Below are 5,073 nucleotides of genomic sequence, written 5' to 3' on the forward strand. Positions count from 1 at the left end.
GAGCTGGGCGAGATCGAATCCGCGCTGATGAGCCACGGCTCGATCAGGGAGGCGGCGGTGCTGCTCCGCGAGGACCGTCAGGGGGATCCGCGTCTTGTGGGGTATCTGGTTGCGGAAGGCAATGTGGTTCCGTCTGATCTGGGTCCGAAGCTGCGGGAACGGCTGCCGGAACATATGGTCCCGAGCGACTGGGTGACGCTGGAGGCGCTGCCGATCACGGCGAACGGGAAGCTGGACCGCAAGGCGTTGCCGGCGCCGGAGCTGACGGCGGCGGGTCTTGGCGGTCGTCCGCGGGGACCGGAGGAGGAAGTGTGCTGCGCGGTCCTGGCGGGGGTGCTGGGGCGCGAGGAGGTGGGAGCGGAGGACAACTTCTTCGCGCTCGGCGGTCACTCGCTGCTGGCGGTGCAGGTGGTCGGCCGTCTCCGCAAGGCGCTCGGCATAGACCTCCCCGCAAACGCCGTCTTCGCTCACCCCACAGCCAGAGACCTCGCTAAACATGTCAGAGAGGCGAAACGCACCGCGCCCGTGACATCCATTCGCCGGGACCCTGAAGCGGTCCGCCCCGCGAGTTCCGCGGAGGCGCGGCTCTGGGTTCTGCAGCAGCGCGACCCGGACGACACCGCCTACAACATGACCGGGGCCATCGATATTCACGGTGCCCTCGATGCCGGCGCGATGGCGCGTGCGCTCATGGCCTTGCAGCTCCGCCATCCGTTGCTGCACAGCCTGTTCCGCGAGGCGGGCGGGCGGCTGGAAGTGATCCCCCGGCGCGATCTGGTCGCCGCGCCCGAAGTCAGGAGCGTCCGGAGCGGGGCGGCTGCGTCGGAGATCGAACGCGTCGAGACCGGGACGCCGTTCCGGCTGGATGCCGAGCTGCCGTTCCGGGCCCGGATCCTCGATCTCGGCAGCGACCGCTGGCGTGTGCTGATCGCGTTTCATCACATTGCGGCGGATGCCGACTCCGTCGCGCTCTTCGGCCGTGATCTCGAACTGGCCTATCGCGAGGCACTGGCGGTGCCGGAGGCCGAGGCCGCGGATCTAGCGGCACGTCTGCCGGCACCGGGTCTCGATCCGCTCGCCATCGAGGACGGGCTTGATTTCGGCGCCGGCGGCGATGCTGACGCGGCGCTCGACCGCTGGACCGAACGGCTTGCCGGGATCGCGGGCGGCCCCGCTCTTCCCTGGGCCGAAGAGGCGCGGCCGGACGCGCCCGTTCTCGTCGAGAAACTGTTCGTCGAGCCGGGTCTCCGCCGCCGCATTGCAGCCCGGGCGCGGGACGCCGGTCTGACGCCCTTCATGCTGCTTCACACTGCGCTTGCGGTCGTGCTGCACCGCTTCGGTGGCGGCGACGAGATCGTGATCGGCACGCCGGTCAGCCAGCGGGCCGACGGGGATTACGCGCGCACCATCGGCATGATGCTGAATTCGGTCCCGCTCCGGCTGTCCCTCGACGGGGAAACATCCCTCGGCGCGCTCGCCGGACAAGCACGCGACACGCTGATCGCCGGGCTCGCCGACGCCTGGGTGCCGCTCGACCGGATCGCTGCGGCACATTCTGGCGACGGGCGGGACGAGCTCTTCCGGGTTCTGCTGACCACCCATCCGCCGCATCTGGACGCGCTGCAATTCGGCCCGGCGGAGGTCGCGGTCCGGGTGCTGCCGCAGGCGCGGGCGAAGATGGATCTCGTGTTGCTGGTCGCCGATGACGGCGCCGCGATGGAAATCACCATCGAGCATGCCGCCGGTCTGTTCCCTCCGGGCGGCGCGGCGCGCTTCGCCGAGGCGCTGGAACGCATTCTGGAGACCATTGCGGACCGGCCGGAGGAAAAGGTCGGGCGTGTCGCGCTCTTCGCGCCGAACTCGCCGGAGCGGTCGGCGGAAGTGTCGGGAGCTGAAATCGTCGATGCGCGCGGTGCGCCCGAGGGAACGGTCGTCTCGCGGTTCGCGGAAATGGCGGCGGCGCATGGAGACCTGCCGGCGCTCGAAGGCCAGGACGGCAGCTCGCTGACCTATGCGGAACTGCACCGCCTGACGGACGAACTCGCCGCCGGTCTCGTGGCGCGCGGCGTCGGCCGCGGCACGCCGGTCGGGGTCAGCATGGCGCGCGGACCCAAACAGATCGCGCTCTTCCTCGCGGTGCTGAAAGCGGGCGGTGCCTATGTTCCGCTCGACCCGGAACAGCCCGGAGCGCGGCTTGCCGGGATGGCCGAGGATGCGGGTGCTGCGCTGGTCGTTACGGACGGCGCGCCGGTTGACTGGATGCCGGACGGGATTGAGGCCGTCGGGTATGACGGGCTCGCAGTTTCTGGTGGCAAGATCGATTGCCCGGCGGTGCTCGGCGCGGACGCCGCCTACATCATGTTCACCAGCGGCTCGACCGGGCGGCCGAAGGGCATCCGGGTGCCACATCGCGCTGTGTTGCGGCTCGCGATCGAGCCCGGCTTCGCGGAGTTCGGCCCCGGCAAGCGCGTCGCGCAGATCGCGACCACGGCCTTCGATGCCGCGACCTACGAGATCTGGTGCGCGCTGCTCAACGGCGCGACCACGGTCGTCGTCGGGCGCGAGGCGGCCTACGAGGCCGAGGCGCTGGCGGACGCCTTCGCAAGCGCGCGGGTGCATTCGACCTTCCTCACGGCCTCCGTCTTCAACCGCGCGGCCTTCGCCGAGGCTGACGCCTTCTCCGGTTTCGGGGAGGTGATGTTCGGCGGTGAGGCGGCGGATCCGGACGCGGTGCGCGCAGCGGTCAGACGCTGGCCCGGTGTGCGCTTCGTCAACGGCTACGGTCCGACCGAAACGACCACCTTCGCCGCCACGCACTTTTCCAACGCGGAATCGGAGAGTGCCCGCATCATCCCGATCGGAAGCCCGATCCGGGGCACTGCGCTCTATATCCTCGACACCCATCTGGAGCCGGTGCCGCGCGGTGTTGCAGGCGAGCTCTATATCGGCGGCGCTGGTCTCGCGGACGGTTATGTCGCCCGTCCCGGGCAGACGGCCGAGGTTTTCCTCGCCGATCCCTTCTCCGGCGTTCCGGGCGCGCGGATGTACAAGACGGGCGACCTCGTCCGGCGCCGGGCGGACGGAGCTGCCGAATATCTCGGCCGCGTCGACCGGCAGATCAAGCTGCGCGGCTTCCGCATCGAGCCGGGCGAGATCGAAGCCGCGCTGCGGGAGGTCTCCGGAGCGGACCAGGCGGTCGTCGATGTGCGCGATACGGATGGGGACCGGGCGCTCTATGGCTGGGTGACCGGTGCGGTCGGAGACGATCAGCGGCGCTGGCGCGACGCGCTGGCCCAGCGGTTGCCCGGCTGGATGGTGCCGCGGCGAATCGCTGTGCTCGATGCCCTGCCACTGACGCCGAACGGCAAGCTCGATCGTAGTGCCCTTGCGGTGCCCGAGGGCGAGGAGTCCGAGGACAGCGCGCCGATCACTTATGCGACGGAAGCGGAACGTGCTCTGGCCGGCATATGGGCCGAGCTGCTCGGCGGCGGCACGTTCCGTCCCGAAGACGGTTTTTTCTCGGTCGGCGGACACTCCCTCCTCGGCGTGCGCCTTGCGGCGCGCATCCGCGAGCAGTTTGGCAGTGCGCTCCCGCTGAAGGCGATCTTCGCGAAACCGCGTCTCGTCGACATGGCGGCGGAAATCGACGCGCTCGGCGGCGCGGACGAGGGCCGTCCGGTCGCGCGGGACTGGCCGGAGGATCTGAGGCCGGCCTCCGCGATGCAGCGCCGCCTCGCCCTGATGGACCGCATCGACGGCTCCGGCATCGCCTATACGGTGCCGGTCGTCACCCTCTTCGAAGGCGTGCCCGATCCGGAGCAATTGCAGCATGCGCTTCGGCTGTTGGCCGAGCGGCATGAACCGCTGCGCACCGCAATCCGCATCGGTGAGCAGGTGGAAGGCGTGCTTCTGTCGCCGGACGACCTCGTGCTGAAGCACGAGCGGCTGGTTTCGGCGAAGGCTGACGAGGCGTCCGGTATTGCCGAGGACATAGCCCGCGGACTGGCCCGGGAACTGTTCCATCTCGGCACGGATCTGCCGATCCGGGCGAGCCTGCTTGATTTCGACGGTGTCCGATCTGCGGTGGTGCTGGTGCTGCATCACAACGCGGTCGACGGCCATTCCGTCCCGGTGCTGCTCCGGGACCTTGCGGCGCTTTACGAAGGCACGGAGCCCGCATCCCTGCCGTTCCGCTATGGCGACTGGGTGGCCTGGCGTGAGGGCGCGGAACGGTCTGCACGCGACGACGCCTCGCTGGCAAGGGCGCGCGAGGTGCTCGACGGGGCGCCTCCGCTGCTCGATCTTCCGACCGATTTCCAGCGCCCGGCGCAACGCAGCCATCTGGGTGGCGTTGTGCCATTCGCCATCGATTCTGTGCTCGAGGCGGCGGTAAAGGCGCGGGCCCAGGCGCTTTCGGCGACGCCCTTCGCGCTGATGGTCGCCGCCTACGCGGCGCTGTTGGCCCGGACAGCGGGGACCGACGATCTGGTGCTCGGCATTCCCTTCGATGGACGAGAGGTCGCCGAGGCGGAGAATCTCGTCGGCTTCTTCGCCGACACGGCCGCGATCCGCATCCGTATGGACGACGACCCGTCGGCGTCCGAACTCGTGCAGCGGGTCCGGGACGAACTGGCCAGAGCGCTCTCCGAACCGGCGCCGCTCGACCGCCTGATCGAGGCCATGGACCTGAAGCGCGACACCAGCCGCACGCCGCTCTTCCAGGCGATGATCGCCTATAACGAGGAGGCACAGCCGCGCCTCAGCCTCGGCGGCCTTGAGGGCCGCCCGCTCACCGTGCATCCCGGCACTGCGAAGTTCGACCTGCAGCTCCAGATCCTGCGCGAGGAAAGCGGTCTGATGGGGGCGCTCGAATATGCGGGCGATCTTTTCACCGCGGAAACGGCGGCTTCTCTCGCCACGCGTTACTCTCGCGTCCTTTCGTGGCTTGCGGGTGGCGGTGATGGTTGTCTGTCGTCTGTTCTATTGGTGGATGCGTCGGAGCGGTCGTGGCTGTTGGAGGGCGTGAACGCGACGGGTCGGGACTATGGCGCGTTCGAGCCGGTGATCCGAGGC

General features: G+C 69.4%; 1 protein-coding gene. It reads left to right on the plus strand.

Annotated features, from left to right (window positions below; translation table 11 throughout):
• The coding region (locus JJ959_RS21160; RefSeq protein WP_292888435.1) for a non-ribosomal peptide synthetase at positions 1–5,073 on the plus strand (5,073 nt) is incomplete at both ends.

The sequence above is a fragment of the Nisaea sp. genome, assembly GCF_017640745.1.
Taxonomy (GTDB): Bacteria; Pseudomonadota; Alphaproteobacteria; order Thalassobaculales; family Thalassobaculaceae; genus Nisaea.